Genomic DNA, 22,006 nt, shown 5'->3' with positions numbered 1-22,006 from the left:
CCTCAACGAGACGTGCAGCGCTTCGGAAAAATTTATCCGGCAGGTTGCGATCTCGCAAAACCGCAGGACCACCCTATATATCTTAGATGCGACCGGTGTCGCCTGGAGACGAATAATATGGCAACGAAGGTTAAGGAAAACGAAGAAGTCGAAGTCGAGCGCGAAGCTGCTACCGACGGACCTCTTCTCGACCTTTCTGACGATGCTGTCAAGAAGATGATCAAACTTGCGAAGAAGCGCGGCTACGTCACCATGGACGAGCTGAATGCCGTGCTGCCTTCCGAGGAAGTGACATCCGAACAGATCGAAGACACTATGTCCATGCTGTCCGATATGGGCATCAACGTCGTCGAAGATGACGAGCAGGACAATGATCGCGACGACAACGAGGAAGAAAGCGAAGAAGGCGGCGAACTCGTTGAGGCGACCGGCACTGCTGTTGCTGCGACCACCACCAAAAAAGAGCCGACCGACCGCACGGATGATCCGGTGCGCATGTATTTGCGTGAGATGGGTTCCGTCGAGCTTTTGTCGCGCGAAGGCGAAATCGCCATTGCCAAGCGCATCGAGGCAGGCCGCGAAACGATGATTGCCGGGCTTTGTGAAAGCCCGCTGACCTTTCAGGCCATCATTATCTGGCGTGATCAGCTCAACGACGCCAATATTCTTCTGCGCGAAATCATCGACCTTGAAACCACCTATGCCGGTCCGGAAGCCAAGCAGGCCCCGGTGATCGAGCGTGTGGAAGAGGAAAAGCCGCGCGATGAAAAATCTGCGCGCCGGACACGCGATGATGACGACATCACCAATGTCGGCGGTGATGCGGCTGCGGAAGAAGAAGAGGATGATGAAGACGAAGCCAACCTGTCGCTGGCGGCCATGGAAGCCGAACTGCGCCCGCAGGTCATGGAAACGCTCGACCTGATCGCTGATACCTATCGCAAGCTGCGCAAGCTTCAGGACCAGCAGGTTGAAAGCCGTCTGGCGGCCACGGGCGAGCTTTCGTCCAGCCAGGAGCGCCGCTACAAGGAACTGAAAGACCAGCTTATCAAGGCTGTGAAATCCTTGTCGCTGAACCAGAATCGTATCGAGCAGCTTGTCGAGCAGCTTTACGACATCAACAAGCGCCTTGTGCAGAACGAAGGCAGGCTGTTGCGTCTTGCCGAATCCTTCGGTGTCCGCCGCGAGGAGTTCCTGAAGGAATATCAGGGGCATGAACTCGATCCCAACTGGGTCGAGCGCATTTCGACCCTCACGAGCCGGGGCTGGAAGGAGTTCGCAAACCGCGAAGAGGCTGCGATCTTGCGCCTGCGCAGCGAGATCCAGAATCTGGCGACCGAGACTGCGATTTCCATTGGTGAATTCCGCCGTATCGTCAATCAGGTGCAGAAGGGCGAACGCGAGGCGACCATCGCCAAGAAGGAAATGGTCGAGGCCAATCTGCGTCTCGTCATTTCGATCGCCAAGAAATACACCAATCGCGGTCTTCAGTTCCTCGATCTCATTCAAGAAGGCAATATTGGCCTGATGAAAGCGGTCGACAAGTTCGAATATCGCCGTGGTTACAAATTCTCGACCTATGCGACGTGGTGGATTCGTCAGGCGATCACCCGTTCGATCGCCGATCAGGCGCGCACCATCCGCATTCCGGTGCATATGATCGAGACGATCAACAAGATCGTGCGTACGTCGCGCCAGATGCTGCATGAAATCGGGCGCGAGCCGACCCCGGAAGAGCTGGCGGAAAAGCTGGCCATGCCGCTTGAAAAAGTGCGCAAGGTGCTCAAAATCGCCAAGGAGCCGATCTCTCTGGAAACACCGGTCGGTGATGAGGAAGATTCACATCTGGGCGATTTCATCGAGGACAAGAATGCACTTCTGCCGATCGATGCTGCGATCCAGGCCAATCTGCGTGATACCACGACCCGCGTTCTGGCATCGCTGACACCGCGCGAGGAGCGTGTTCTGCGCATGCGCTTTGGCATCGGCATGAACACCGATCACACGCTGGAAGAAGTTGGACAGCAGTTCTCCGTGACGCGCGAACGTATTCGACAGATCGAGGCGAAGGCGCTGCGCAAGCTCAAGCATCCGAGCCGTTCGCGCAAGCTGCGTTCGTTCCTCGACAGTTAGCGCGCGTTTTGATCTGATTGAATCAGATCGGCGCTCTAACCTTTTCTTTAAACGCGCATCTTTTCCGAAAACCGTTTCACACTTTTCGGGATGCGCTCTAAAAAGCTTTGTCCGAAGCTGTTCCAGCTTGCGGACGAAGTATCATGAAGGAGAGGGGGCGACATGTCCTTTTTGAAGCGACTTTTTGGTGGTGGTTCTGCCCCGGAGACCCCGGCGGAGCCAAAAGAAGCCGGGCGGCTGGAGCATAAGGAGTTTCTGATTATCGCAACGCCTTATAGCGAAGGCGGTCAATATCAGGTTTGCGGTGTGATCTCCAAGACCATCGATGGCGAGACCAAAGAACACCGCTTTGTGCGTGCGGATCGCTGCCCCGGTATCGAAGATGCTGCCAGCATTACCCTTAACAAGGGGCGGCAGATTATTGACGAGCAGGGCGAGCGTATTTTCGACTGATCTTCTGTAGACAAAAAAGCGTCGCGCATTCGATGACGATGCGCGGCGCTGTTTTATTCAAGGTAATGCCTGTCGAGGCATTGGGGTTATGAAAAAAGAACCTTTCTGGCGGACAAAATCTCTTGAAGAGCTATCTCGCAATGAGTGGGAAAGCCTGTGTGATGGCTGTGGTCAATGCTGCATGCATAAATTGCAGGATGACGACACCGACGAAATCTACTGGACGAGCGTAGCCTGTACGCTGCTTGATTCAGAAAGCTGCCAATGCAGCAATTATCCCGATCGCCGCAAATGGGTGCCCGATTGCGTCCTTCTTACCCCGGAAATCATCTACGAGGTCAGCTGGCTGCCCCAGACCTGCGCCTATCGTCTGGTGGCTGAGGGCAGCGACCTGTACTGGTGGCATCCGCTTGTTTCCGGCTCTTCCGATACGGTTCATGAGGCCGGGATTTCCGTTCGCGGCAAGGTCGCGGCCTTCGATCATGAGCTGGAGAGCGAGGAAGATTACCTTCATTACATGGTTGACGCCCCGGCTTCACAGCGCTAGGGCGCAATTTGAACCGGACAGCGAAATGCGACCGGGGCTTTTTGTTTTATCATAAGGTTGGTTCTCGGTTGTCGGGGGGTAGCTCGCAGCTTCCTCTTATTGACTAATCTCAAACCGCATATTGACGAAAACATTATAGGTATTTTCACCCGCCGCGACCGGAACGGCACTATCGGGTGCTGCTGCGGCCATCGTCTTGAACTCGCGGGCAATGGGCATGGGCGCTGGCGCACGGCTTTGTTCATTGATCTCGATTACCCGGCCCAGTCCGACGCCCGCTGCATCGGCAAGGGTCTTCGCCTTGGCGACGGCATCTGCGACTGCACGCTTGCGCGCCTCGTTGATGGTGGCTGAAGGATTGTCGTTGACGAAACTAAGGCCGCCGCCCTGATTGACGCCGAGCGTCACGGATTCATCGAGAATCGCTCCCAGCTTTGAGAGATCGCGCACACGCACGACGATGCTGTTGGATACCGTATAGCTGGTGATGCTGGGTTCTTTCAGGCCATTTTTGTCGTCCGGATATACATATCGCGGCTGAATATCGATGCTGCCGGTCTGAAGATCGCGATCCTCCAGCCCGTTGCTTTTCATGGCTTCGAGAACCTTGGACATTGCTTCATTATTTGCGGTCATGGCTTCACGAGCCGTCTTGGCTTCACGCAATACGGTCAGATTGAGAATGGCCATGTCAGGCGAAGCAGTCATCTTACCTTCGCCGGTCACTGCAATAAGCGCAGGTTGTTTCATCGGCTGGGTCTCCTGTGCAATGGCAGGCAGGGCAAATGCGATCATGAGCACTGAGAGCGAGGGGACCATGAATTTTTGAATGTGGTTACGCATGAAATCTCCTGTGATGAATGCTGGGTCGCCTGTGCGAAATAAACGCGCTGAAGGTTGATTTCCGTATAACATCAAAGCCTTATATTCATTCGCGCGTGAACGGCCACCTATCTGAACGAACAAAGAGCGAATATGCAATCAAACTTTTCGATGCTTGGACGATTCCGATTATCCTGCTCCTGCATGGCAATCGAATATGTGCGCATTAGGGCAAGTGATGCAATTGACGGCTTGTATCCTGCCATTCTTTAGGGTAGGGCAAGGATGCGTGGGGCCTGTAGCTCAATTGGTTAGAGCCGGCGGCTCATAACCGCTTGGTTGGGGGTTCGAGTCCCTCCGGGCCCACCATTCACCAAAATTATACAATTAAATCAATATGTTAAGGTTAGCCAGAAAGCGGTTAGCCAAAAGGTTAGCCATTGCGCTTTAGGCGCACTACCCGGCTCATTCCATCGGTAGCGAGTCGGGCTTGCTCTGCTTCGCGCGAATATAGCTCGCCGTCAGTGTGAAGATCATCATGTTGAGGTGTCCAGCCTTCCTTCTCGATCTGACGGCGGCGCTCGGGAGTGTCATAAACTCTGTGTATCTGCTCGGATCCATGCGGCTTTTGATACTCAAGCGTCGAAGCGCTCATTGAACATTATGGCGAACTGGTTTCTGGCTGCAAACCATTCTCTTACGTTTCGCCCATCTTTTTCGAAGCTGCGGATCGCCAGATAGATCAGCTTGGTAGCTGCTTCATCGGTGGGAAACGAGCCGCGCGTCTTGATCGATTTACGGATCACGCGGTTCAGACTTTCTATGGCATTCGTGGTGTAGATGATTTTGCGGATGGCCGGATCAAACGCAAAGAAAGGAATGACCTCCTGCCAGGCGCGCCGCCACGCGGGCGCGATGGAGGCATATTTGTCGGCCCATTTTGCTTCGAAGCAATCAAGCTCAATGGCTGCCATTTCCGCATTCGTCGCTTCGTAAATCCGCCGCAGGTCGGTCGCCACGGGCTTGCGATCCTTCCATGAACAGAAGTTCAAGCTGTGACGCACCAGATGAACGATGCATGTTTGGACCATCGTTTCGGGAAAGGCAGCGGTGATGGCATCCGGAAAGCCCTTCAGGCCGTCAACGACTGCGATCAGAATGCCCTGCAGGCCCCGGTTTTTCAGTTCATTCATCACCGAAAGCCAGAACTTCGCTCCTTCATTCTCGGCAATCCAGAGCCCAAGAACTTCACGCAGCCCATCACGGGTGACACCCAGGGCCACGTAAACGGCCTTGTTTTTCACCGTTCGACTGTCGCCATCACGGATTTTCACGCGCAGCGCATCAAAGATGATGATTGGGTACATTCGGTCCAGCGCGCGGCTTTGCCATTCCCGCACTTCATCCAGAACCGCATCCGTGACCCGGCTGATCAGGTCAGGCGAGACCCTCAGGCCATACAGATCCAAAAGATGGGCCTGAATATCGCGAACGCTCAGACCGGCGGCATAGAGCCCGATGATCTTGTCGTCCATCCCGTCGATCCGCGTCTGGCCCTTTTTTCACCAAGGCAGGCTCAAAACTGCTGTCGCGGTCGCGCGGAACGGCCACAGGCAATTCACCGTCCTCGCTCTTCAGCACCTTCTTCGTCGAGCCATTGCGACGGTTCGTCTGCTCGACCGGCGCTTCCTTGCCTTCATCATAGCCCAAATGCTCGGTAAGCTCCGCGCCAAGCATCCGTTCCATCAGCCGGATTTTAAGCTCTTTCATCAGCCCGGAATCACCGAGCAGATCTTCAGGGCAGGCAACGCCCTTCAGCAGTTCATCCAGAATTTCCTTCGAGATCGTCATGCAAGCTTCCTTTTAATGAAGCATGGACCAGTTTCCCGTTACACAAAAGATCGGACACTCTCCGGCGCTCGGCCAGCACGTCAAGCGCTGCGGCTGTCAGTTCCCCCTCGACCTTACCGGCGTCGGCATGGTCCGGGTCTCCAATTGTCAGATTATCTAAAGTGCTCATCGCTCTCTCCGGGCTAGGTTGAGAGCGGCGCTCCCAACTCGTTTGTTGAGAGCAATATAGTAGGATAAATCCCACTTGTAAACAGAAAAGTTGGATATTTCCTATTTTAATTTTCCCCACCCCATTGCCCCGCCGTCGCAATGCGGTAGAATCACTTGAGTAATTCAGCGAGCCTTAACGGTTGCTCGATAGGGTGATGGGAGATAGGAGAGGCCATGAAACAGAACACATCACATGCGGTCATGGCCCAGCGGTTCGAGCCGAAAGACAGCCCTGACGATTTTCCAACGCCGCCATGGGCGACGCGGGCACTGGTCGAGCATGTGATTGGATCGCCGGAATTATTGGGCACGAAAACCTGTCTGGAGCCAGCGTGTGGTCGCGGCTACATGGCGAAGCCTCTGGCGGAATATTTCGGGCAGGTTGATAGCGCAGACGCGTATCATTATGGATTTGCGCCAGTTCGCGACTTTCTGACCTATCCTTATGAGGCCCTGTCGCACGATTGGGTGATTACCAATCCGCCGTTTCGGCTGGCAGAAGAATTTGTAGAGCGGGCGCTTGTCGTCGCACGTGAAGGCGTGGCGATACTTGCTCGAACCGTATTCCTTGAAAGTGTGGGGCGGTTCGAGAATATTTTCAGCATCAATCCGCCAAGCAAGTTCGCCCAATTTTCAGAGCGCGTTCCCATGGTCAAGGGCAGGGTTGACCCGAAAGCCAGCACCGCAACTGGTTATGCTTGGTTTGTATGGGAAAAAGGCGCGGAGATTACTCATCCGCGCCTAATGTGGGTTCCGCCTTGTCGGCGGAAACTAGAGTGCGATCGAGACTACGCGGCCTTGTGATCGCGTAGTTTCTTCATGTAGTCCTTGCCGTGGTCAGTTATCTGCCATCCTTTTCGGATTCTGATATAAACCGCCAGCCCACGGGCCTCCAAGCCCGTGCTATTATTGCGATGGCATACAAGGTTACGCACCTTCTGACTGAAGTGGGTATCATTCCTATTGCGCAGAATATCTAGGTCTTGTCCACTAGGTTGAAGCTTATCATGTAGAAGATCAATAAGCTGCGAAGTGGTAAGAAACCCGTCAAGCTGCGCATCCAGAAGCTCAACAGTTGGGGTGATAAGCTGTCGTTCATGCAGTAGTGCCAATTATATTCTCCATGGCATTCCGCCGAGAGAAGGGCTTGACATGCTGAGAGAACGCATTAAATGAATGGTCAAGTGATCACTTCTCCCGTAACGGGGGTACAATATGGCCCAGAAGATGCGGCAAACATCTTCTGGGTCGCTCTTTATCTGTATTGGTAAATACAGATTTATTGAATCTAGAAATAAAAAACGCCTTTTCAAGTGTCGCTAAAAATAACATTATCAATTTTTTATGCACTAGAATTATCTAATATATTGCAGCGCTATAGGAGAATGAACGAAGGTCTTTCTATGGGCCGATTATAGCTGATCCTGCCAAAAAAACCTGATGGGTGGTTTTGCAACGGTACCCCCCCCCGGCAATTAACGGGATTCAAAAGTAGAATTTTCTCGGGCTATATGATCGAGCCCCGCTAAGAACGGGGGATTACCCAACCGCTCGAAATTTCCGTAATTTTTTGCGGCTAGTTAGATAAAATATATGCTAGATGTGGAAAACCGGGATAGGGTGTGCTATATAGGATTCAAGTGGATTGGGGTTTGTTCCTGGTCGGCGTTATGGCCTCGGTTTAACCGGGGCCTTTCGCTTTTATGGGAATACCTTAATACCGTGAAACATGCTGTTCCCCTTCGGCCCTGACCATATCTTCCGCGATATTATATCAAACGCACGGTTTTCTTGGTTGCCTTTAAATATGCGCAATCCAATCGGCCGGGCAATCAGGTCGGCAATTTGCAACCCGGTGGAATTCGCCAGCTTAGATGCGAAAAGTATATCAAAGCAGGGTATAGGGCGATGACCGTTCCTTGCCTGAAGATAATGATCCCCTGCCACGATCCTGCGAAATTCCAATTCGAGAGCGGCGTCTTCTTTTCCTCTCCCTGCTTTTTCGCGCGGACTGCGGGATTCGCAAATGATATGGCAGCGGCGCTCGTGATCCGCATGAAACTCAATAAATTCGTGGGCCTTTTCCATGCAGAAAAGAAGCCCTAACTCATATGGATTTTCCGGGTTGGCGTATCGCCGTTTGAGATTTTCTTTTCTGATGACGGAAGATACGATAGTCATAGGGGTTTTTTCCATGACTTCACTTAGGTCATTCATAAATCGGTCTCGTATTTTGTCATATTGCAAAAAGTGAAACGGCCCTCTCCTTTTGACAATATCAGATTCATGCAAAACAACGTTGTCATGGCCGAACCATCTGAATTTGAATGATTGCATAGCCGGAACAGCGGTGTTTATGTATTCATCTTTTCTAAAGATACAAAACGCCAAGGAAAAAATCGGATAGTTTTCATCTATTGATGTCAGGCTGTGATCACCGCTCTCATCGACATATATTACGTAGTCGCCGAAATCCAATTCCTGCCTCCGAATCTACCTGCGTTCATCATCTTCCCTCTCCGAAGCAAAAAGCAAGCCCGTCAAACTTATCCCCGCCTCTTAACTATCCTTGTTCTTGATTTGTTCGCGAAAGCGAGTCAGCATAGGAAACGAGCGGAGGCAGGACGTGGCTAAGTTAAAAGAAGCAGAAATCATATGGTCAGAATTATCCGCAACGGAACAGCACCAGATTATTCTTTCTTTGCGGCAGCTAGCGAGCGCATTAACCGCAAAACGGCCTCCTGATCATCTTCGCTTACCTTGGAGAACAGATCAGTGAATTCAGACCAGCTTGGACTTTCATTGGCGTTGTCGCTCGCGACCAGTTCCCCGCGTTGCAGGGCGGCGGCGTCGATTTTCAAGGCGTCGGCCAATGCCTGGAGCTTATCAGTGCGTACAGATTTTTTCTTTCCTTCGACAATGTCGCGGATATAAGTGCGCTCAAGACCCGCCGCCGTCGCCGCTTCGACTGGGCCAAGGCCGAGTTGCTTCAGTCTGGTTTGTACGATTTCTTTCAGTTCCATCATGCGCTGAGAATAGGATTTTTCCCCATTGAATTGGAAATCGGAAATTTCCCATTGAAAAGTAGGAAAATTCCCATTATGGTAGCGAGCTATGGAAACACAGCTTGCACAGAACCTCCTCACACTAGCCGCGATTTATGGTGCGGCGAAGCGGATCGAAGAAACAACAGTCGGACGGCATATCGCCTCTGACGGTAAATTCTTTGTTCGCATCCGTGATGGCGAAACTACATTTACGGTCAAAAAATATGATGAGGTCGTAAACAATTTTTCTAAGAATTGGCCTGATGGGGTCCGGTGGCCTAGCAGTGTTTTGGTTCCATCCCCCAAGCCCCGCAAGGAAGCAAGAAGCGGGGTGGTGGTATGAGCAATTCCCGCCTCAAGTCTTTCATCGACCGCGTTTTGCGCCTCAAGGAAGAAGAGGACGCAATCAAGGCTGACATTTGCGAAGTCTATGCGGAAATGAAAGGCGAGGGGTACGACAAAACCGCCGCCGGTCAGCTTGTTTCGTATCTCCGCAAGGTCGAGAAGAAAGGCCGCGATGAGGTTGATAACGCCAATGCGATTTTCGATCTTTATCTGAACGAATACGAAAATGGCACGGCCCTTGCTACACGTGCGCATACGCATGAACCGCAATCTCGCGAAGATCGTGCCAAAGTTCGCACATCTGAAAGCATGGATGATCACAAAGCCCTGTCCGCCGAGCTTTTGGCTAACGGGATGATCACCGAAGAAGCTCATCAAGAGAATATCCGCCTTTCTGATGGAATTGCCCGCAAGTTCGGCGCTGGAGTTATCGGGGAGGGTGCTCAATGAGCGGCTTTCGTATCTCTCCCTTGCAGTCTCGCACAGCCGGAAACCTCAAGGGTTTCGGCTTCACAATCGATTTTTCGCATTCGTCTTCCACCCAAGCCCCCCGCCCAAAGGCAGACGAAGAAAGCCGTGACGCCAATCCCCTCGGCGTCACCGGAATTTACGGCGGCTCTTGTCGATGAATGGCAGCGCCTTAAAAACGGTGGCACAATGCCAGACTTCACCAATCCGGCTATTGCTGCGAGGGCATGGGCGGAACAGTATGAAGCGCGCTTGCTGGCAGAGCGCACCAAAGCGGAAATCGGAACGCGTCGCGAAGCCACGGCAATGAATACGGCCAGCCAAGCCGTCAAGAAAGCCAACAAGCTTGAAAAGGTGCTGGATCGCTCGCAGGAATATGCCACGGTCAAGCGCATGTCGATGCTCTATCATGGGCAATCATTTTCATGGCGGGAACTGAAACATATTTCATTAGAAATGGATACTCTGCCAATTGACGGGTTCGACGCCAATTACGGCGCCGTGAAAGCCTATCATGCTGATGTTTGGCGCGAGGCTTATGCGCTTGAAATCCCGCAGGGTTCCTTTTCGGAGGGCGCGTTATGAATGAAGAGCGGCGACTTTACCTGATAGCCAGCATTATGGAGGCTCTCGCGGAACAGAAAGCAAGCGACGAGGAAATAAAACTCCTGTTCGATGAGCCTGAATTGCTGTGCAGTACCATCATTATAGGGAAAGCCATTATCTCGACATCGCGGAAAGCTGCTGAAAAAGTAGCCTCGGAAATAGTATCTGAGGCTAGAGAAGTATGGGGTGATGAGGCTGCGAGCGAGTTGATTTTGACGCTTGGAGTAAAGGGGGTTACGCAATGAGCAACTTATCCCAACTCATTGAAATCGCTGAAAAGGCGATCGAAGTTAACCGCCATGAACGCGAAGTTCGTTTCTATTCGGATGCTCTTGGTGCCAGCTATGACGACTTCAAGGAAGCGCGTGGCATTGATCGTATCGAACGGGGAACGCCAGAATGGGCCGAAATGATGGAAATCACCAAGCCTGATTACATCAAACAGGAAGATGCAAAGCGTTTGGCACGGAATGCTCGTCGTCGTCTTGAAACTGCGATCCGTCGATATGAGGGGGAGGACGTATAATGAACCTTTTCCCTCATGTGCAAGATCAGGTAAGCGCCTTGAAGCTTTCTCTCGAAATCAGCCTTGGCCGTTCACTCAGCAAATCAGAAGGAGAAATGATTGAGATATGGATTGGATACACCGAAGATCAGAAAAAGGAGTTTCTCGCAGTTCTCGATGAGAAGTTCCCTGATTTGAGGCCGGATAGCCAGCGGAGGGCGGCATAATGCTTAATCGTCGCTCTTTTCTCCGCGCCGCTCCTGCTGCTGGTGTTGCGCTTACGGTTCCGGCTGTGGCGATTGCACAGGCAAAGCATCCCCTTGTACGCCTTCGCGAAATTCAAGAGGAAGCATCGGAGCTTATGGCTGTTCACAACAAGATGATGGGTGGCGAATATGAATTGTTAATTCGCGCACCATACGCTCATCACCCGGTTTTTTACAGGCGCGTCGATGACGGCCCCTTACTGGCCGATGACGTAACGGGAACAACGGCTTTTGCCGATTGGGAGCGAAAAAAGTCAGCATAAAAGAGCGGCCTTCGGGCAGCTTTTCTTCATCCCCAATCCCCTTTCCCTTCCACATAAGCAAAGGGCGGGGGATTTGTCGAGATAGTAAAAACCCCGCCGGAGCGGGGCAGGGTTATGCGGCTATATTTCTGGCAGCTTTATCAAGCGCTTCTTCTGCCCATTGGTTAAGGCTCTTGCCGGAAAGCTCAGCAGCTATAGCTGCCTTTCGATGAACGTCTGGGCTGACACGAAACATCATCTTGCCGGAATATGGTTTTTGAGGCTCTTTGCCAACCTTGGCGCAGGTCTCAAGGTAGTCTTCTACGGCTTCATGAAAGGCAGAGCGAAGTTCATCAACGCTATCAGCGTGAAAGCCAACCCCATCGCGAATGCCTGCGATCTGGCCGAAAAGAATGCCGTCCTCATCGTCATATTCGATACGGGCAGAATAACCCTTGTAGGTCATGACATTGCTCATGGCTCAACTCCTAACCTGATCAGAAAGGCGCGGGCAGCGCGGACCTGATACCGTTTTGCTTCCTTGGCAGGGTGCGGGCGGTGAAAGCTTTCTATCTCGCCGTTGATCTCAAAGCGGACGCGAGAGCCATTGCCTTCGATAACCTGACAACCGACCGCAAGCAGAAGGCTTTCAACAGCCGCCCATTCGATGGTGCCGGACACCGGGTCTTTGAATATGGCGGCGAGTGTCTTTTTCTGCTTGCTATTCATGCTGGCAATATAGACCACTTTGGCAGAAATGCAAGCATAATACGATAGCATGGCAGAGCGTTTTATGGCGCTTTTCATATTTGCGCAGCCAGCCGCCTTCGGGCGGCTTTTTTTAATGGAGAATGCCAATGGCAACACAAGCCTATCGGGATGCCATTGCCTCGATTGAGAGCCGGGGCAGCGGTGATTACGCCGCCGTGGGGCCTCGGCACCCGAAAATGGGACGTGCGCTTGGCCGCTATCAGATCATGGAAGCCAATATTGGTCCTTGGTCGCAGGAAGCGCTTGGACGGACTGTCACTCCGGCAGAGTTCATGTCTGATCCTGCTATTCAAGATGCGGTATTTGATCATCGATTTGGTCAATATGTAGGACAGTTTGGGCCAGAAGGGGCAGCGCAGGCGTGGTTCGCAGGGCCAGGCGGCGTCGGGAAAACCAACCGAAAAGACGTTCTTGGAACAGATGTCGGAACATACGGCCAGAGGTTCACAAAGGCGCTTGGCATTGGCTCACATGTTGCCGCGCAGCCTTCTGCATCGCCGCAAGCGTCCGGTACACCAGCGCCTCCACTGGACCCGCCGATAAACGTGGCGTCACTTCCGGCAAGACCTATCCAATCACAGCCCGAACCACCTTCCGGGCTTTTATCGGCCCTCGGCGTTGATGCAGCCAAGGCAAACCCGATCTTCGCGGCTATGGGGCAAATGATGCCCGAACAGCAGCAGCCGCCAATGATGCAGCCCATGCAAGCCCCCAAAACAATGCCTGCGCTGACTGACTACCTTTCCGAATTTCTGAAATCCCGCATAGTGTGAGGTTGAACGATGGCAAGTATTTATGACTGGAGCACAACGCCGGGGAATAACGCCACGGCAGATGCTGATATAAATTGGTCGGAGGGTATGTTTCCTTCTGTCGTTAATGACAGCGCCCGCATGATGATGACCCGGCTGGCGGAATGGGTCAAAGATCAAGGAATATTGACTGCAATGGGATCGGCTACCGGTGTGCTGTCGGGGTCATCGACGCTTCAGAGGTGGACGTGGGGCAATATCAAGCTTTGGTTGCGGGATTTCTTCGACGCGCGGTTTATCCGCAGGGATGGGCCCGCGTCAGATGCGACCAGATTTGATTTTCTCAATGGGGGGGTCAATTATCTCTACTGGCGTAGCGCACATGTAGCTTTTACTAAACAATCAGGTCCCACTCATTTTTATTGGCGCAGAAACGATACCGGTGCCGAGGGGGGTGGAAATCAACATGACTTGATGACCCTTAACGATGCTGGGTTGTTGAAGGTCAATGGCATCAATGTAGGTGACACCAATATTCAGAATGACGGCAATATTAACGGTGCCGCATTTAACGGGTATTTGACCACTTTTATTGCCAATCAAGCGCAGACAAGGGCGGAGATAGAGGCTGCTAAGAAGACGGCACCGCAAAACTGTAGCCATGCATCTGGAATTCTGGAGTTCGGTTCGATTGACCCTTTTTACGAAGATGCAACCGTAGACCTTCCTAATCCATGGGTAGTGGTTGGGATACGATCACAAAAAAGCACAAACCGGGTTTGGGTACGCGGCATTATAGTCAAGAACCATATCTAGAGAGGCGCAGATGACTTTCATATCGCATGAGCAAACCATCCACGCGATCAAAAGCGAATGGCCCGAATTGCTTCATGGTCGGGATTTTTGGGTTGGGCAACCGGTAAGAGAAAATAGCAATGAGTACCTTGGTGATGCTTTTATCGCGGCTTGGTCAGCAGAGGACGCCGAGCAGCCAAGCGAAGTTGAACTTGCGGGTCTGGTCGCAAAATATAATTCTGATTGGAACGCTTCATCAAGGGAGCGTATGCCGCACCTGACTGCGCGTCAACTTCGCCTTGGCCTCCTGTCTCTTGGCAAACTCGATGCTGTTCCGACCGCGATTGCCGCCCTGCCGGAGCCGGAAAAGTCTCAGGCTGAAATAGAGTGGCAGTTCGCCAGTGAATTTCACCGGCTGCATCCGCTCGTTGTCCAGCTTATTCCGATACTCGCGTTGACTGATGAGCAGGTGGATACAGTTTGGCTTGAATATTCTCAGGTTTAGCCAAGTCCCTCAGTCTTTCGTCCATCAAGTGAAAATCTCAAGCCGTCCTTCGGGGCGGCTTTTTCTATTGGGGAAAGGAAATCCCATGAACCTTAAGCTTGGCGATACCCGCCTCATCATAGCGGAAGCTCGCAAGCACGGCCTGTTGCGCAATCAGTTGGCCTACGTGCTGGCGACTGCGTATCACGAAACAGCCCACACCATGAAACCAGTGCGCGAGACACTGGCAAAGACCGATGCGAAGGCAAAGGAAATTCTCACCAAGGCTTGGAAGGCTGGAAAGCTGCCATGGGTGAAGTCAAATTACTGGTCTGGCGGATATTTGGGAAGGGGCTATGTCCAGCTTACCCATAAGGCCAATTATGAGCGGGCAGGGCGCGAGCTTGGCGTCGATCTGGTCAACAATCCTTCCTTGGCGCTTGAAGCCGACATTGCCGCTCAAATTATCGTGCTCGGAATGCGAGACGGCTGGTTCACAGCAAAAGAGTTGGCCGATTACATCACGCTTCAATCTTCCAACTTTGTCAGTGCGCGCCGGATCGTCAACGGGACAGATAAGGCCGATCTGATCGCCGGATATGCCCGAAAGTACGATGATCTGCTCCGGGCGGAAGGCTATGGCGTGACGCCTGCCGACAAGCCAGCACCAAAACCCGAAATCGGTATACCGATAACGAAGCCGCAGCCGTCCACCGGCTGGCTGGCCGCTCTCATCAAGGTAATTTCCTCCATCTTCAAAAGGAACACGGCATGACCCGTCTCAACAAAATGTGGGCTGCGCTTATCGTGGCCGTTGTCGCATGGGTGCGCTCTTATTTCGGCATTGATCTTGGGATCGATGATGCGGTCGCCACGGCCATCGTCGGCGGTATTACGACATTTCTGGTGTGGCTTATTCCGAACAAGGAGCCGAAACCAGAGAAGCCGGAGCCGATGGATAAAGTGCAGGAGCATCATTGATGGGCGCTTTCACCTTCCTTTCCTCCCACTGGCGCGCTCTGGCCCTCATGGGCGCGTGTCTGGCGGCAATCGGCCTTTACCAGCTTGGCAAGCGTGACGGGCGGCAGGATGCAGCACTGGAGGCCGCAAAGGCCACTGCAAAGGCAATCTCACAAAGGGCGAACATCGATGAAAAGATTATCGGTATGGACAGCTATCGGCTCTGCATTGAGCTTGGGGGCTTGCAGCCAGACTGCGAGCAATTGCGCGGGCTGGAAACAGATAAACCTTAAACCGGCCACCGCCGTCTATCTGACGCAGAACGATGTTCCGGCAGGGCAGGGCATCGCGGGGCATAATGCATATTTCAAAGCAGCGGGGTGTGGAAGGTGACACCAATGGATAATGAAGCGCCTACCGTAAATCGCATGATCGAGCTTCCCGACGAGACGCGGGAATTTCTGTCTCAATTGCGGGAGGAAGATATTGACCTGATGAAAGACGGACTGGAACTGGTTCGATCACTGCGCACCATTGGCCGCTTCATGCGGTGGGTGATCCTCGGCATTCTCGCCATCATGATCGGCGTTGTAGCACTGTATGAAAACGCCGTGAAAATGTGGAGTTGGTTTCAGAAGTGATGCACTAGGTTAGCCGCGAAGGCCCGGAACAAAGTGGAAAGTCCAAATTAGCTAACCTAGAAATTACCCAATAAAATCAATACTTGATGCAGTCCCTCCGGGCCCACCATCATCAATGAACGATGCATTTTTATGCCGGCTGGTGTTTAGCCGGGTTTTTTGCATTGGGGCGAGAGAATTTCAGCATTTACTGGTGATTTTTGATCGGGAAATCAGCGCAAATCTGGCGTTTTATGTGCCGCCATATGCATCTTGAACCGTAAGGTTACAAAACTTTAATGTGCTTTTAGGGGTTTGTTAAGTAAATCATAACGAATTGAAATAATTTTTCATGCAATGTGAACCAATAAAGGAGATTTCAGGCAATGAGGAAAAAGGCAACCACCGTTGCGCTGGCGCTTGCAGGGTTGGTGGCGAGTCCTCTCGCGGTTTCGGCTAAAACAAGTTACATCGGTGAGTTCAGGGATTGGGGCGTTTATCAGAACACCCAACTGCCCGGGAATAAATGCTACGCTTTAACCGTGCCGTCGAGTTTTCATCCTGCGGGAGTCCGGCATGGCGATAATTTCGTAATTATTTCCAAGTCGAGCGGACATCTCAGCCCGCAACTCGTCATGGGGTATCAGTTGAAGGCCAACAGCCCGGTTACGGTCCTCGTCGACGGTACGGCGTTTCCGTTTTTTAGTGAAGGCAATCGTGCGTGGGCGCAAAATGAAGGGGATGAAGCGCGGATACTCAAGGCGATGCGCGCAGGGCGTACACTGAATGTTCAGGCGACATCTGCGCGCGGGACAAATACGCGCTATTCATTTTCGCTCATGGGGTTATCGGCATCGCTTCAGCGCGTCGATCGCTGCTGAACAAGACGGAAAATTATCGAAACCCCGCCATATGCAGGGTTTCGATATGATGGTCTCGGGAGTAGATAAGTTTATGGTAGCCATTGCTGGCGATCGTACCAATCATCAATATCGCTGCGGACCCGGTCTTTCTCGATCCCATAGCGCTCCTGGATCTTGCCTTCGAGCTGTTCACGTCGTCCATTGATCTGGTCAAGGTCGTCATCGGTGAGTTTTCCCCACTGTTCCTTAACCTTGCCCTTAACCTGCTTCCAATTGCCTTCCACGCGATTCCAGTCCATTGGTCTTCCTCCGTTCGGGGTTGAATTGGCGTCAGACCCAATCAATTCAATCACGGCAACCACCTTTTCGCTGCATTATCCGCACGGAACTGCTTGCCAAAATAGGGCGGTCACGTCGCTTCATTCCAATTGACAGGTCAGGAAGCTAACGCGCGCAAGCGGGAATGGTTCAGATTTTTTAGCTTTATCTCTGGCCGCCATACCCCCGGCGCTTCCATTCCTCCAGAGCCATGATGTCAGGAGGACCGCCTCCGGGCTCATACCAGGAATCCACCGCCCAGCGCCCAGCGCCGTTCTCCTCTATGACGGCGGTCCAATGGGGATAGCGCCCGTCGAAGAAGCTGCCGCGAGCGGCCTTGCGGGCTGGTGCGTGATATTTGAGCCATTGCCGCGAATGCAGATAGCGAAGGAACGCGTCCGTATTGGTGGATTCGTCGATACAGTCCATTTGCCCCTTGATGCGCCCTTTGCCGAAGCGCATGCGAGGCTCGTCGCGAACGCCAATCGCCAGAGTGCTGCGCTGCTCGAAAATAGCAACGGCGCTCCGTATCGCCTTGCGTTCTGCTGCGGCGGACCGGGAAGCTTTTGCCAGAAGACTGCGAATGCGCTGCTCGTCTTTTTTGGTGAGGATAACGCGAGTCCTGTAATAGCAATCATAACCATGGCAGACGCTGAACGTGGCTGCCTGGGCAGGGGACAGCATGACGGGCCCTATGAGTAGGCCGAGGGCCGCGATAAAAAGCGGCTTGAGGCTAGGTGTCCTCGCGGGAAATATCATGGCACATCATCATAGCCGACGACACCGCCTTCATTTTCCAGATTGGCGATACGTTTTGTCTCGGAACTGTTGAACTTCAGGCGCACACCAATTCCACCGCCGTTTTCCGGTATGAAGAGTGCGCCGCCTTTTTCCAGCGTGTCTTGCAAAGCCATGATCTGCTCGCTTGAGGGCTTGTCGATGTTGCGCTCGAAAAACTCGATCACTTCAATGCTTACGCCCGAAAAACGTGCGAGCCTCTCGCGCGAGAACTGAACCAAGGCGCGCGCTGCACGGCATTGCGATCCTGTTATCATGAATTCTCTCCTCTCATTACAAATTATGCATATTATCGGTCTGGCGGATGTTTTCGATGCGACCTCTCCGCCTGCTATAAATGTATGTTTAATTTGGCAAAATGCTATATGGCATTTTGCGGGAGAGGCGGCCAGAAATGCTGCTGATCGTAAATATGGTCCGGCAGGGAAACTTTAATGAACAAAATATTGCCATTAATTCTCTTGTTTAGGCTGGAATCACTCCTTACATAAGCTCCTGCACCGCAGGATGAGCACTGTCGGTTCCTCTGGGTGAGGGCCAATATTCCGCCTGCCTTCATAGAATATAATAATCAGATGGTTGGTGATGGCCACATATCGCTACTTCCTTTGGCCCTTGGCTTTCACGGTCCTCGGTCTTCTTTCCGCTCTTTGGATTGGATATTCGACAACCGGCTCCATGGGAGGCATGCTCTCCTTTTTTATTATCTGCGCCGTACTGAGTGTCCTTGAAATCTCCCTTTCGTTCGATAATGCCATCGTCAATGCGCGTATCCTGCGCGACATGACGCCTGAATGGCAGCATCGATTTCTGACCTGGGGTATCATCATTGCCGTGTTTGGCATGCGTATCGTGTTTCCACTTGCCATTGTGGCCGTAGCGATGTGGACGGATCCATGGTCGGCCCTGAAACTGGCGATCTGGCAACCGGATGAATATGCGCGGATTATTGCCGCTTCCCATACGGGCATCGCGGCTTTCGGCGGCACCTTCCTTCTGATGGTCGGCATGAAGTATTTCTTCGATGTCGAAAAAGACGTGCATTGGATACGGGTGCTTGAAAGCCGCATGTCGAAATTTGCCTCCGTTCAAGGGGTTGAAATCGGGGTGGCAATCGCGTTGATCCTGTTCTTCTCCTACCAGCTCGATGCGGCAAACTCCCATACATTCCTTATTGCGGCACTGTTCGGCCTGCTCACCTTCCTCGCGGTCGAGGGCTTGGGCGAGGTGCTCGATGCCTCACAAGAGCAGATGGATATGGTCCATCGCGGCGGCTTGGGTGCTTTCATCTATCTCGAAGTGCTTGATGCCAGCTTCTCGTTCGACGGCGTTATTGGTGCCTTTGCACTCACGACCAATCTCTTCATCATTGCCATTGGCCTTGGTATCGGCGCCTTCTATGTGCGTTCGATGACCATCATGCTGGTGGAGCGCAAAACGCTCGGGCAGTATCGCTATCTTGAGCACGGCGCCTTCTACGCCATCCTCGTGCTGGCCGTGATCATGTATGTGCAGACGCTTGTCCACATTCCCGAAGTCATCACCGGTCTTATCGGTGCGGTGCTGATCGGTCTCTCGCTGCTTTCGTCGGTGCGTTATAACCGGCTTAATCCGCGATGGCAGAAGGATGCCGATGAGGCGGCGATGTAAAAGCCCTGTCGACAGCAGTATTACGCATGAACAAGAGCGGCCTGGTGCCGCTCTTGTTGTTTTTTGACCAAATTGAAAGAGTTCTTGTGCAAGCTGGCTGTAATGCAACTCCTGATGCGCTGTGGAGAGGGAAAACCACAATGGTTATACGCTTGAGCAAGACTGCCTTTGTTGCCGCGATCGCGTTTTTTGCGACATTGGTTTCATTTGGCAATATCACCGATTACGGCAGCAATTTTGCATTCGTGCAGCATGTGTTGATGATGGATACGATCTTTCCTGACGCGACGATCAAATACCGCGCTATCGACAGCAACTTCCTGCACAATGCCGCCTATATATTCATCATCGCAATGGAAACACTGACCGCAATCCTGTGCTGGATCGGCGCTGTGGCGATGCTGCGTCACATCAGCGGCAATGCAGCCGCATTCAACCGCTCAAAGAACTGGGCCATTCTAGGCCTGTCGCTGGGCTTTTTGATCTGGCAGGTCGGCTTCATGTCGGTCGGGGGCGAATGGTTCGGCATGTGGATGTCATCGACATGGAACGGTATCGAATCGGCATTTCGCTTTTTCATTACCATGATCGCCGTGCTCATCTATGTGGTGATGCCGGACGGTGAAATCGACCGCTGACTACGAGAGATAGGAAGCTGAGGCAGGTTCATCGATCAGTTCGACACCTGCCTGCCTCAGTTTTTCCAGCATTGCAGATATGGAGCCATTGAGGTCTATGCCGCGGCAGGCGTCCAGTCGTACCCGCACCTGAAAGCCGTGTGCGATAGCATCCAGCGCCGAATAGGCGACGCAGAAATCGGTAGCGAGACCAACCAGCGTCAGTGAGCCGATATTGCGGTCACGCAGATAGCCGGCAAGGCCGGTCGGTGTCTGGTGATCATTTTCAAAGAATGCCGAATAGCTGTCGACGCCAAGGCGAAAGCCTTTGCGAATGACAAGCTGCGCGCGAGTCCAGCGCAGATCAGGATGAAAATCCGCCCCTTCCGTTCCCTGTACGCAATGATCCGGCCACAAGGTTTGGGGTCCATAAGCCATCTGAACCGTATCGAAAGGGTTCTTGCCCGGATGGCTGGACGCGAAACTCGAATGTCCGGCAGGGTGCCAGTCCTGAGTCAGAATGACATGCTCGCTCTCTTCAATCAGCCGGTTGACGGCTGGCAGAATCTCATCGCCGCGCTCGACCCCCAGCGCACCGCCGGGGCAGAAATCATTTTGAATATCAACAGCGAGAAGCGCGTGCCCGATCATAATGCCAACCCTAAATAATTCTGTGTCGCATTATCCGACGCCATCTTTCGTCTGAGGTCAAGCCGTCAGGCGTCTATCTCCACCCGGCCGCGCGGTCGGCTGCAACAGGCCAGAATATAGCCTTCGGCGATTTCATCATCGCGAATCCCGCCATTATGGTTCATTTCGGTCTCCCCGCCGATGCATTTCACCTTGCAGGTGCCGCAAATGCCGAATTCGCAGGCGCTGGGGATTTTCAAACCGCCATTGCGGGCAGCAAGAAGGATCGTATCGTTTTCGGTACATTCGACTTCGATGGCGGACTGGCTGAAGACGACGGTTGCGGTTGCGAGCGCAGGTGCGGTCGGTGCCGTGGCAGGGACGAGCGTATCGATTGCGGCAGCCAGCGTCCCCGGCAGCGGCACGGCTGAAATCTCGCTTGCCGGCTGGAAGCTCTCCTGATGGTAATTGGCCATGTCGAAGCCGGACTGCTCCAGAAATCCGCGCACGCCATTCATGAAAGGTTCGGGGCCGCAGCAAAAGACTTTCCGGTCCATGAAGTCGGGGGCAAGAAGCTCAAGCCTTGCACGGTCGATGCGCCCATGCAGGCCCGGCCAGACATGGCGGGCGGAGGACTGCTCGACAATGAAGGCAAGGCGCATGGCTTCCATGCGGCCCGACAACAGTTCCAGTTCCTTGCGAAAGATTATGTCGTCGGGCGTCCGCGCGCAGTTGATGAAGGCCACATCGCTTTCAGGGGCGCAATCAAACAGCCAGCGGGTCATCGACACCATTGGCGTAATGCCCGAGCCTGCGGAGATAAACAGATATTTTCTGCCCGGATGGTTGGCGAGCGAAAAATCGCCATTTGGCCCGTAGGCCTTGATCGTCATGGGCGGTCGCAGATTATCCAGCATCCAGCGGGTGCCGATACTCTCCTTCTGCGCCTTGACCGTGACCGAGATATGATATGGCCGCGAAGGAGTGGATGAAAGCGTATAGGTGCGCAGAACCGGCCCAAGCCCGTCGCTGCGCTCGATAGGCAGTTCGAGTGTGATAAACTGGCCCGGCGCATAGCGGAACCAGTTATCGTCCGTCGCCCTGAAGGAGAAGGTCATCACGTCTGGCGCTTCTTCGATGGCCGAGATGCATTGGAGCATCTGCAACCTGTCGTTCCACGGCAGCATCTCGTCCAGATATTTCAGAGGCTGCATGGCCTTCTCACTTCCTGAAAATGCAATATCTACAAAGGC

Annotated in this window: 34 protein-coding genes, 1 tRNA gene and 2 pseudogenes; 23 read left to right on the top strand and 14 right to left on the bottom strand. The window is 53.0% G+C overall.

Annotated features, from left to right (window positions below):
- The first annotated feature begins 117 nt into the window (after positions 1-117).
- The 3 genes from rpoD to DKP76_RS13550 all read left to right on the top strand — a co-directional run bounded on the left by rpoD (position 118) and on the right by DKP76_RS13550 (position 3,133).
- Entirely contained in the window at positions 118-2,133 is a 2,016-nt protein-coding gene (rpoD, locus tag DKP76_RS13560; protein WP_109707337.1) for an RNA polymerase sigma factor RpoD, read from the top strand.
- A gap of 162 nt (positions 2,134-2,295) precedes the next feature.
- On the top strand, positions 2,296-2,586 hold the full coding sequence (locus DKP76_RS13555; protein WP_109707336.1) for an HlyU family transcriptional regulator: 291 nt from the start codon (positions 2,296-2,298) through the stop codon (positions 2,584-2,586).
- 88 nt (positions 2,587-2,674) lie between these two features.
- Entirely contained in the window at positions 2,675-3,133 is a 459-nt protein-coding gene (locus DKP76_RS13550; protein WP_109707335.1) for a YcgN family cysteine cluster protein, read from the top strand.
- Between the two features lie 96 nt (positions 3,134-3,229).
- On the opposite strand, the gene DKP76_RS13545 is transcribed toward DKP76_RS13550, so the two are convergent.
- Entirely contained in the window at positions 3,230-3,976 is a 747-nt protein-coding gene (locus tag DKP76_RS13545) for an SIMPL domain-containing protein (protein ID WP_109707334.1), read from the bottom strand.
- Between the two features lie 271 nt (positions 3,977-4,247).
- Between DKP76_RS13545 and DKP76_RS13535 the strand changes: the two genes are divergently transcribed.
- Positions 4,248-4,324, top strand: a tRNA-Ile gene (locus DKP76_RS13535).
- A gap of 64 nt (positions 4,325-4,388) precedes the next feature.
- Here DKP76_RS13535 and DKP76_RS13530 read toward each other — a convergent pair.
- The 3 genes and pseudogenes from DKP76_RS13530 to DKP76_RS19050 all read right to left on the bottom strand — a co-directional run.
- Positions 4,389-4,475 (bottom strand): annotated as a pseudogene (locus DKP76_RS13530) (tyrosine-type recombinase/integrase); the annotation flags it as partial.
- A 115-nt stretch (positions 4,476-4,590) separates the two neighbouring features.
- A pseudogene (locus tag DKP76_RS13525) lies at positions 4,591-5,806 on the bottom strand (IS256 family transposase).
- Positions 5,778-5,975, bottom strand: a complete 198-nt coding sequence (locus DKP76_RS19050; RefSeq protein ID WP_146198933.1) for a hypothetical protein — start codon at positions 5,973-5,975, stop codon at positions 5,778-5,780. The pseudogene DKP76_RS13525 and the gene DKP76_RS19050 overlap by 29 nt, the downstream one beginning before the upstream one ends.
- 215 nt (positions 5,976-6,190) lie before the next feature.
- Between DKP76_RS19050 and DKP76_RS13520 the strand changes: the two genes are divergently transcribed.
- Positions 6,191-6,820, top strand: coding sequence for an SAM-dependent methyltransferase (locus tag DKP76_RS13520; protein WP_109707332.1), 630 nt, complete (start codon positions 6,191-6,193; stop codon positions 6,818-6,820).
- Here DKP76_RS13520 and DKP76_RS13515 read toward each other — a convergent pair.
- The 3 genes from DKP76_RS13515 to DKP76_RS13505 form a co-directional block, all read right to left on the bottom strand.
- Complete coding sequence (locus tag DKP76_RS13515; RefSeq protein WP_109707331.1) at positions 6,805-7,128, bottom strand: hypothetical protein; 324 nt, start codon at positions 7,126-7,128, stop codon at positions 6,805-6,807. The two genes, DKP76_RS13520 and DKP76_RS13515, sit on opposite strands and share 16 nt — an antisense overlap.
- 589 nt (positions 7,129-7,717) lie before the next feature.
- Positions 7,718-8,494, bottom strand: a complete 777-nt coding sequence (locus DKP76_RS13510; protein ID WP_109707330.1) for a DUF3800 domain-containing protein — start codon at positions 8,492-8,494, stop codon at positions 7,718-7,720.
- A 212-nt stretch (positions 8,495-8,706) separates the two neighbouring features.
- A complete protein-coding gene (locus tag DKP76_RS13505; protein WP_109707329.1) occupies positions 8,707-9,042 on the bottom strand; it encodes a helix-turn-helix domain-containing protein in 336 nt (111 codons plus the stop codon).
- A gap of 88 nt (positions 9,043-9,130) precedes the next feature.
- Here DKP76_RS13505 and DKP76_RS13500 point away from each other — a divergent pair, with 88 nt between their 5' ends.
- From DKP76_RS13500 to DKP76_RS13470, 7 genes are all read left to right on the top strand, one after another.
- On the top strand, positions 9,131-9,406 hold the full coding sequence (locus tag DKP76_RS13500; RefSeq protein ID WP_109707328.1) for a hypothetical protein: 276 nt from the start codon (positions 9,131-9,133) through the stop codon (positions 9,404-9,406).
- Positions 9,403-9,858, top strand: coding sequence for a DUF2312 domain-containing protein (locus DKP76_RS13495; protein ID WP_109707327.1), 456 nt, complete (start codon positions 9,403-9,405; stop codon positions 9,856-9,858). Before DKP76_RS13500 ends, DKP76_RS13495 begins: the two co-directional genes overlap by 4 nt.
- 126 nt (positions 9,859-9,984) lie before the next feature.
- Positions 9,985-10,461: a hypothetical protein gene (locus DKP76_RS13490; RefSeq protein ID WP_199224814.1), complete on the top strand. Its 477-nt coding sequence runs from the start codon at positions 9,985-9,987 to the stop codon at positions 10,459-10,461.
- The gene (locus DKP76_RS13485) at positions 10,458-10,727 is read left to right on the top strand and encodes a hypothetical protein (protein WP_109707326.1); all 270 of its coding nucleotides are present in this window, start codon (positions 10,458-10,460) and stop codon (positions 10,725-10,727) included. The genes DKP76_RS13490 and DKP76_RS13485 overlap by 4 nt, the downstream gene beginning before the upstream one ends.
- Complete coding sequence (locus DKP76_RS13480; RefSeq protein ID WP_109707325.1) at positions 10,724-11,008, top strand: hypothetical protein; 285 nt, start codon at positions 10,724-10,726, stop codon at positions 11,006-11,008. Before DKP76_RS13485 ends, DKP76_RS13480 begins: the two co-directional genes overlap by 4 nt.
- Positions 11,008-11,214 carry a hypothetical protein gene (locus DKP76_RS13475; protein WP_109707324.1) on the top strand — a complete coding sequence of 69 codons (207 nt, stop codon included), beginning with the start codon at positions 11,008-11,010 and terminating at the stop codon, positions 11,212-11,214. Before DKP76_RS13480 ends, DKP76_RS13475 begins: the two co-directional genes overlap by 1 nt.
- On the top strand, positions 11,214-11,516 hold the full coding sequence (locus DKP76_RS13470) for a twin-arginine translocation signal domain-containing protein (protein ID WP_109707323.1): 303 nt from the start codon (positions 11,214-11,216) through the stop codon (positions 11,514-11,516). Before DKP76_RS13475 ends, DKP76_RS13470 begins: the two co-directional genes overlap by 1 nt.
- A gap of 112 nt (positions 11,517-11,628) precedes the next feature.
- Here the strand turns inward: DKP76_RS13470 and DKP76_RS13465 are convergent, their stop codons facing one another.
- Positions 11,629-11,973, bottom strand: coding sequence for a type II toxin-antitoxin system HicB family antitoxin (locus tag DKP76_RS13465; protein ID WP_109707322.1), 345 nt, complete (start codon positions 11,971-11,973; stop codon positions 11,629-11,631).
- Complete coding sequence (locus tag DKP76_RS13460) at positions 11,970-12,353, bottom strand: type II toxin-antitoxin system HicA family toxin (protein ID WP_245410237.1); 384 nt, start codon at positions 12,351-12,353, stop codon at positions 11,970-11,972. Before DKP76_RS13460 ends, DKP76_RS13465 begins: the two co-directional genes overlap by 4 nt.
- Between DKP76_RS13460 and DKP76_RS19650 the strand changes: the two genes are divergently transcribed.
- The 8 genes from DKP76_RS19650 to DKP76_RS13425 all read left to right on the top strand — a co-directional run bounded on the left by DKP76_RS19650 (position 12,353) and on the right by DKP76_RS13425 (position 16,758).
- Positions 12,353-13,039, top strand: coding sequence for a hypothetical protein (locus DKP76_RS19650; RefSeq protein WP_245410236.1), 687 nt, complete (start codon positions 12,353-12,355; stop codon positions 13,037-13,039). The genes DKP76_RS13460 and DKP76_RS19650 overlap by 1 nt on opposite strands.
- Before the next feature lie 9 nt (positions 13,040-13,048).
- Positions 13,049-13,834: a hypothetical protein gene (locus DKP76_RS13450; protein WP_109707321.1), complete on the top strand. Its 786-nt coding sequence runs from the start codon at positions 13,049-13,051 to the stop codon at positions 13,832-13,834.
- Between the two features lie 10 nt (positions 13,835-13,844).
- Positions 13,845-14,318, top strand: coding sequence for an XkdW family protein (locus tag DKP76_RS13445; RefSeq protein WP_109707320.1), 474 nt, complete (start codon positions 13,845-13,847; stop codon positions 14,316-14,318).
- A gap of 85 nt (positions 14,319-14,403) precedes the next feature.
- The gene (locus tag DKP76_RS13440; RefSeq protein ID WP_109707319.1) at positions 14,404-15,072 is read left to right on the top strand and encodes a glycoside hydrolase family 19 protein; all 669 of its coding nucleotides are present in this window, start codon (positions 14,404-14,406) and stop codon (positions 15,070-15,072) included.
- Positions 15,069-15,278, top strand: coding sequence for a hypothetical protein (locus DKP76_RS13435; RefSeq protein WP_109707318.1), 210 nt, complete (start codon positions 15,069-15,071; stop codon positions 15,276-15,278). Before DKP76_RS13440 ends, DKP76_RS13435 begins: the two co-directional genes overlap by 4 nt.
- Positions 15,278-15,550: a hypothetical protein gene (locus DKP76_RS19225; RefSeq protein ID WP_158279448.1), complete on the top strand. Its 273-nt coding sequence runs from the start codon at positions 15,278-15,280 to the stop codon at positions 15,548-15,550. The genes DKP76_RS13435 and DKP76_RS19225 overlap by 1 nt, the downstream gene beginning before the upstream one ends.
- Before the next feature lie 105 nt (positions 15,551-15,655).
- Positions 15,656-15,898 carry a hypothetical protein gene (locus tag DKP76_RS13430; protein ID WP_109707317.1) on the top strand — a complete coding sequence of 81 codons (243 nt, stop codon included), beginning with the start codon at positions 15,656-15,658 and terminating at the stop codon, positions 15,896-15,898.
- 365 nt (positions 15,899-16,263) lie between these two features.
- Positions 16,264-16,758: an invasion associated locus B family protein gene (locus DKP76_RS13425; protein ID WP_109707316.1), complete on the top strand. Its 495-nt coding sequence runs from the start codon at positions 16,264-16,266 to the stop codon at positions 16,756-16,758.
- A 71-nt stretch (positions 16,759-16,829) separates the two neighbouring features.
- Here the strand turns inward: DKP76_RS13425 and DKP76_RS13420 are convergent, their stop codons facing one another.
- From DKP76_RS13420 to DKP76_RS13410, 3 genes are all read right to left on the bottom strand, one after another.
- A complete protein-coding gene (locus tag DKP76_RS13420) occupies positions 16,830-17,039 on the bottom strand; it encodes a CsbD family protein (RefSeq protein ID WP_109707315.1) in 210 nt (69 codons plus the stop codon).
- A 184-nt stretch (positions 17,040-17,223) separates the two neighbouring features.
- A complete protein-coding gene (locus DKP76_RS13415; protein ID WP_199224812.1) occupies positions 17,224-17,742 on the bottom strand; it encodes a hypothetical protein in 519 nt (172 codons plus the stop codon).
- A 71-nt stretch (positions 17,743-17,813) separates the two neighbouring features.
- Complete coding sequence (locus DKP76_RS13410; RefSeq protein ID WP_109707313.1) at positions 17,814-18,113, bottom strand: hypothetical protein; 300 nt, start codon at positions 18,111-18,113, stop codon at positions 17,814-17,816.
- On the opposite strand from DKP76_RS13410, the gene DKP76_RS19045 reads away from it, so the two are divergent.
- The 3 genes from DKP76_RS19045 to DKP76_RS13400 all read left to right on the top strand — a co-directional run bounded on the left by DKP76_RS19045 (position 18,112) and on the right by DKP76_RS13400 (position 20,144).
- Positions 18,112-18,291: a hypothetical protein gene (locus DKP76_RS19045; RefSeq protein ID WP_146198932.1), complete on the top strand. Its 180-nt coding sequence runs from the start codon at positions 18,112-18,114 to the stop codon at positions 18,289-18,291. The two genes, DKP76_RS13410 and DKP76_RS19045, sit on opposite strands and share 2 nt — an antisense overlap.
- A 150-nt stretch (positions 18,292-18,441) precedes the next feature.
- Entirely contained in the window at positions 18,442-19,506 is a 1,065-nt protein-coding gene (locus DKP76_RS13405) for a DUF475 domain-containing protein (RefSeq protein WP_109707312.1), read from the top strand.
- 140 nt (positions 19,507-19,646) lie between these two features.
- Positions 19,647-20,144, top strand: a complete 498-nt coding sequence (locus DKP76_RS13400; protein ID WP_109707311.1) for a DUF2165 family protein — start codon at positions 19,647-19,649, stop codon at positions 20,142-20,144.
- On the opposite strand, the gene pncA is transcribed toward DKP76_RS13400, so the two are convergent.
- Both pncA and DKP76_RS13390 read right to left on the bottom strand, forming a co-directional pair.
- Positions 20,145-20,774: a bifunctional nicotinamidase/pyrazinamidase gene (pncA, locus tag DKP76_RS13395; protein WP_109707310.1), complete on the bottom strand. Its 630-nt coding sequence runs from the start codon at positions 20,772-20,774 to the stop codon at positions 20,145-20,147. It abuts the gene before it with no gap.
- A gap of 65 nt (positions 20,775-20,839) precedes the next feature.
- On the bottom strand, positions 20,840-21,967 hold the full coding sequence (locus DKP76_RS13390) for an FAD-binding oxidoreductase (RefSeq protein ID WP_109707309.1): 1,128 nt from the start codon (positions 21,965-21,967) through the stop codon (positions 20,840-20,842).
- Between the last annotated feature and the right edge of the window lie 39 nt (positions 21,968-22,006).

The organism is Falsochrobactrum shanghaiense (assembly GCF_003149535.1).
GTDB lineage: Bacteria > Pseudomonadota > Alphaproteobacteria > Rhizobiales > Rhizobiaceae > Brucella > Brucella shanghaiense.
This window is presented reverse-complemented; position numbering and strand designations above follow the sequence as displayed.

What these genes read in the sequence shown, in the direction of transcription:
- DKP76_RS13390 (WP_109707309.1), bottom strand. Translation starts at nt 21,967, where the DNA reads ATGCAGCCTCTGAAATATCTGGACGAGATGCTGCCGTGGAACGACAGG.
- DKP76_RS19045 (WP_146198932.1), top strand. Translation starts at nt 18,112, where the DNA reads ATGAATTCTCTCCTCTCATTACAAATTATGCATATTATCGGTCTGGCG.
- DKP76_RS13415 (WP_199224812.1), bottom strand. Translation starts at nt 17,742, where the DNA reads ATGCTGTCCCCTGCCCAGGCAGCCACGTTCAGCGTCTGCCATGGTTAT.
- DKP76_RS13500 (WP_109707328.1), top strand. Translation starts at nt 9,131, where the DNA reads ATGGAAACACAGCTTGCACAGAACCTCCTCACACTAGCCGCGATTTAT.
- DKP76_RS13480 (WP_109707325.1), top strand. Translation starts at nt 10,724, where the DNA reads ATGAGCAACTTATCCCAACTCATTGAAATCGCTGAAAAGGCGATCGAA.
- DKP76_RS13485 (WP_109707326.1), top strand. Translation starts at nt 10,458, where the DNA reads ATGAATGAAGAGCGGCGACTTTACCTGATAGCCAGCATTATGGAGGCT.
- DKP76_RS13410 (WP_109707313.1), bottom strand. Translation starts at nt 18,113, where the DNA reads ATGATAACAGGATCGCAATGCCGTGCAGCGCGCGCCTTGGTTCAGTTC.
- DKP76_RS13555 (WP_109707336.1), top strand. Translation starts at nt 2,296, where the DNA reads ATGTCCTTTTTGAAGCGACTTTTTGGTGGTGGTTCTGCCCCGGAGACC.
- DKP76_RS13465 (WP_109707322.1), bottom strand. Translation starts at nt 11,973, where the DNA reads ATGAGCAATGTCATGACCTACAAGGGTTATTCTGCCCGTATCGAATAT.
- DKP76_RS13450 (WP_109707321.1), top strand. Translation starts at nt 13,049, where the DNA reads ATGGCAAGTATTTATGACTGGAGCACAACGCCGGGGAATAACGCCACG.
- DKP76_RS13430 (WP_109707317.1), top strand. Translation starts at nt 15,656, where the DNA reads ATGGATAATGAAGCGCCTACCGTAAATCGCATGATCGAGCTTCCCGAC.
- DKP76_RS13520 (WP_109707332.1), top strand. Translation starts at nt 6,191, where the DNA reads ATGAAACAGAACACATCACATGCGGTCATGGCCCAGCGGTTCGAGCCG.
- DKP76_RS13550 (WP_109707335.1), top strand. Translation starts at nt 2,675, where the DNA reads ATGAAAAAAGAACCTTTCTGGCGGACAAAATCTCTTGAAGAGCTATCT.
- DKP76_RS19650 (WP_245410236.1), top strand. Translation starts at nt 12,353, where the DNA reads ATGGCAACACAAGCCTATCGGGATGCCATTGCCTCGATTGAGAGCCGG.
- DKP76_RS13425 (WP_109707316.1), top strand. Translation starts at nt 16,264, where the DNA reads ATGAGGAAAAAGGCAACCACCGTTGCGCTGGCGCTTGCAGGGTTGGTG.
- DKP76_RS19050 (WP_146198933.1), bottom strand. Translation starts at nt 5,975, where the DNA reads ATGAGCACTTTAGATAATCTGACAATTGGAGACCCGGACCATGCCGAC.
- DKP76_RS13495 (WP_109707327.1), top strand. Translation starts at nt 9,403, where the DNA reads ATGAGCAATTCCCGCCTCAAGTCTTTCATCGACCGCGTTTTGCGCCTC.
- DKP76_RS13445 (WP_109707320.1), top strand. Translation starts at nt 13,845, where the DNA reads ATGACTTTCATATCGCATGAGCAAACCATCCACGCGATCAAAAGCGAA.
- DKP76_RS13440 (WP_109707319.1), top strand. Translation starts at nt 14,404, where the DNA reads ATGAACCTTAAGCTTGGCGATACCCGCCTCATCATAGCGGAAGCTCGC.
- DKP76_RS13475 (WP_109707324.1), top strand. Translation starts at nt 11,008, where the DNA reads ATGAACCTTTTCCCTCATGTGCAAGATCAGGTAAGCGCCTTGAAGCTT.
- DKP76_RS13470 (WP_109707323.1), top strand. Translation starts at nt 11,214, where the DNA reads ATGCTTAATCGTCGCTCTTTTCTCCGCGCCGCTCCTGCTGCTGGTGTT.
- rpoD (WP_109707337.1), top strand. Translation starts at nt 118, where the DNA reads ATGGCAACGAAGGTTAAGGAAAACGAAGAAGTCGAAGTCGAGCGCGAA.
- DKP76_RS13420 (WP_109707315.1), bottom strand. Translation starts at nt 17,039, where the DNA reads ATGGACTGGAATCGCGTGGAAGGCAATTGGAAGCAGGTTAAGGGCAAG.
- DKP76_RS13400 (WP_109707311.1), top strand. Translation starts at nt 19,647, where the DNA reads ATGGTTATACGCTTGAGCAAGACTGCCTTTGTTGCCGCGATCGCGTTT.
- DKP76_RS13505 (WP_109707329.1), bottom strand. Translation starts at nt 9,042, where the DNA reads ATGATGGAACTGAAAGAAATCGTACAAACCAGACTGAAGCAACTCGGC.
- pncA (WP_109707310.1), bottom strand. Translation starts at nt 20,774, where the DNA reads ATGATCGGGCACGCGCTTCTCGCTGTTGATATTCAAAATGATTTCTGC.
- DKP76_RS13545 (WP_109707334.1), bottom strand. Translation starts at nt 3,976, where the DNA reads ATGCGTAACCACATTCAAAAATTCATGGTCCCCTCGCTCTCAGTGCTC.
- DKP76_RS13435 (WP_109707318.1), top strand. Translation starts at nt 15,069, where the DNA reads ATGACCCGTCTCAACAAAATGTGGGCTGCGCTTATCGTGGCCGTTGTC.
- DKP76_RS13405 (WP_109707312.1), top strand. Translation starts at nt 18,442, where the DNA reads ATGGCCACATATCGCTACTTCCTTTGGCCCTTGGCTTTCACGGTCCTC.
- DKP76_RS19225 (WP_158279448.1), top strand. Translation starts at nt 15,278, where the DNA reads ATGGGCGCTTTCACCTTCCTTTCCTCCCACTGGCGCGCTCTGGCCCTC.